This is a genomic window from Amycolatopsis sp. NPDC003861, assembly GCF_053605405.1.
This window is the reverse complement of sequence record NZ_JBSGJD010000481.1, coordinates 1-2,463: the sequence shown is the minus strand read 5'-3', so window position 1 is coordinate 2,463 and position 2,463 is coordinate 1. Positions and strand designations below refer to the sequence as shown.

Below are 2,463 nucleotides of genomic sequence, written 5' to 3'. Positions count from 1 at the left end.
GACGCCGTCAACGACGTCGAGCGCGCGGAGTTCGCCCGGCACCTCGAGCAGTGCGACTCGTGCACGCAGGAGGTCGCCGAGCTGCGCGCGACGGCGGCCCGGCTGGGCGCGGCGATGGCCGAGGAGCCGCCGCCGCACTTCAAGGACCGCGTCATGACGGCCATGCACGCCACCCGGCAGCTGCCGCCGCGGACCCGGCCCGGCTCGCCCGACCGGCACCGCCGTTCGGCGCGGGCCCCGCGCTGGGCGGTCGTCGTGGCGGCCGCGGCCGCCGTCGTCGGCCTGGCTGCGGGCGGGGTGTTCGGCGGCATCGCGCTGACCCAGCGGCAGGAGCTGCAGACCGCGCAGAGCCGGCTCGACCAGGCGAAACAGCAGTTCGCGCCGGTGGCGGCGCTGCTCGCGGCCCCGGACGCGAAGACCGTGCACGGCGAGGCCCCGATCGGCGGCGGGGTCACGGTCGTCCTGTCGCGGTCGCTCAACCGGGTGATGGTGATGGACGCGGGCCTGCCGGCCCAGCCGGGCGGGAAGGTCTACGAAGCCTGGCTGATCACCGGCGCGGACGCGCCGCGCTCGGCCGGGGTGATCGCCGCGGCGGACCAGGGCGGCCTGGTCGTCGCGGACGGCGTCGGCGGTGCCGACAAGGTCGCGGTGAGCGTCGAACCGCCCGGTGGATCGGCCACCGGAGCACCCTCGGACGTCCTCATGAGCATGCCCGCGCCGGCCTGAGCGGGCGGCCATACCAGATCGGGCTCCGGGGGTGTTCGCGGCCCGTCGCTCTTGCGCGCCCGAAGGTGTTGTGGCAAAACACCTTTGCGACACACGGCGTGCCTACTGGATTAGAGCCTGCCTGGTGCCTACCGTCCTGCCTAACGTCGGCGGTTGACATAACTCTCGATCTGGGGTTGAGGTCGAGGGTTCGGCCGGCGGGCTGTACGGGCACAACGATCAGGAAGGCGGACTTCGATGACGCCCCCGCACAACTACCTTGCGGTGATCAAGGTGGTCGGCATCGGCGGTGGCGGCGTGAACGCCGTGAACCGCATGATCGAGGTCGGCCTCAAGGGTGTCGAGTTCATCGCGGTGAACACCGACGCACAAGCACTGCTCATGTCCGACGCCGACGTCAAGCTGGACATCGGCCGCGAACTGACCCGTGGCCTCGGCGCGGGCGCCGCCCCCGAGGTCGGCCAGAAGGCCGCCGAAGACCACCGCGAAGAGATCGAAGAGGTCATCAAGGGCGCCGACATGGTGTTCGTGACCGCGGGTGAGGGCGGCGGCACCGGCACCGGTGGTGCGCCGGTCGTCGCGCAGATCGCCCGCAAGCTGGGCGCGCTGACCATCGGCGTGGTCACCCGTCCGTTCACCTTCGAGGGCAAGCGGCGCGGCAAGCAGGCCGAAGAGGGCATCCAGGCGCTGCGCAACGAGTGCGACACGCTCATCGTGATCCCCAACGACCGGCTGCTGCAGCTCGGCGACATCGGCGTCTCGCTGATGGACGCGTTCCGCTCCGCGGACGAGGTGCTGCTCTCCGGTGTCCAGGGCATCACCGACCTGATCACCACCCCGGGCCTGATCAACCTCGACTTCGCCGACGTCAAAAGCGTCATGTCCGGCGCGGGCTCCGCGCTGATGGGCATCGGCTCGGCGCGCGGCGAGGGCCGGGCCATCCAGGCCGCGGAGAAGGCGATCAACTCGCCGCTGCTGGAGGCGTCGATGGACGGCGCCCACGGCGCGCTGCTGTCCATCGCGGGCGGCTCCGACCTGGGCCTGTTCGAGATCAACGAGGCCGCGTCGCTGGTGCAGGAGTCCGCGCACCCGGACGCCAACATCATCTTCGGCACGATCATCGACGACTCCCTCGGCGACGAGGTCCGGGTCACGGTGATCGCGGCCGGGTTCGACGCCGGCGCGCCGACGCACAAGAAGCTCGACCCGTCCACCTTCGGGTCCGGCTCGCGCGCGTCGGCCACCACGGCCTCGGCCTCGGCAGGCCAGGTGTCGAACCCGCCGACGCCGCCGTCGGGCGCCACCCCGGTGCCGTCCGCGGGCAGCTCCGGCTACCCCGTGGCGCCGCCGCGGTCGCACTCGACGCTGCCTTCGCCCACCGGCAGCCAGCCGGCCGGCGGGCTCCCGCAGCCCGGCGGCGGCTCGCGCGGCTACTCGCCGCTCGGCTCCAACGCGACCCAGGGCAGCCTGCCGGGCCGCGCGATGCCGGTGCACGACGACCCGTCGGACGACGAGGTCGACGTCCCGCCGTTCATGCGGCGCTAGCCACCCGCTCCGAAGGCCACCACCCGCGAACTAGAGTCGTGGGTGGTGGCCTTCGGCCATTCCGGCCCGGCTCACCTCGTTGGCCGGTCGCCAGCGCCCCAATGTGGCGTGGGGGGGGGTGTGTGGGGCCCACCGCCCCAATTGTGTGGGGTTGGGTACGAAACACCGATATTGGGGGGGGGGGGGTTTTTT

The 2,463-nt window shown here is 72.4% G+C and carries 2 protein-coding genes; both read left to right on the top strand.

Annotation, left to right across the window (positions count from 1 at the left end):
- A partial coding sequence (locus tag ACWEVN_RS47540) for an anti-sigma factor (protein WP_452055668.1) occupies nucleotides 1-726 on the top strand: 726 nt, incomplete at its 5' end.
- 237 nt (nucleotides 727-963) lie between these two features.
- Nucleotides 964-2,271 (top strand): cell division protein FtsZ, encoded by a 1,308-nt coding sequence (gene ftsZ / locus ACWEVN_RS47535; RefSeq protein WP_449684186.1) that lies wholly within the window; start codon nucleotides 964-966, stop codon nucleotides 2,269-2,271.
- The last annotated feature ends 192 nt before the right edge of the window (nucleotides 2,272-2,463 follow it).

What these genes read in the sequence shown, in the direction of transcription:
- ftsZ (WP_449684186.1), top strand. Translation starts at nt 964, where the DNA reads ATGACGCCCCCGCACAACTACCTTGCGGTGATCAAGGTGGTCGGCATC.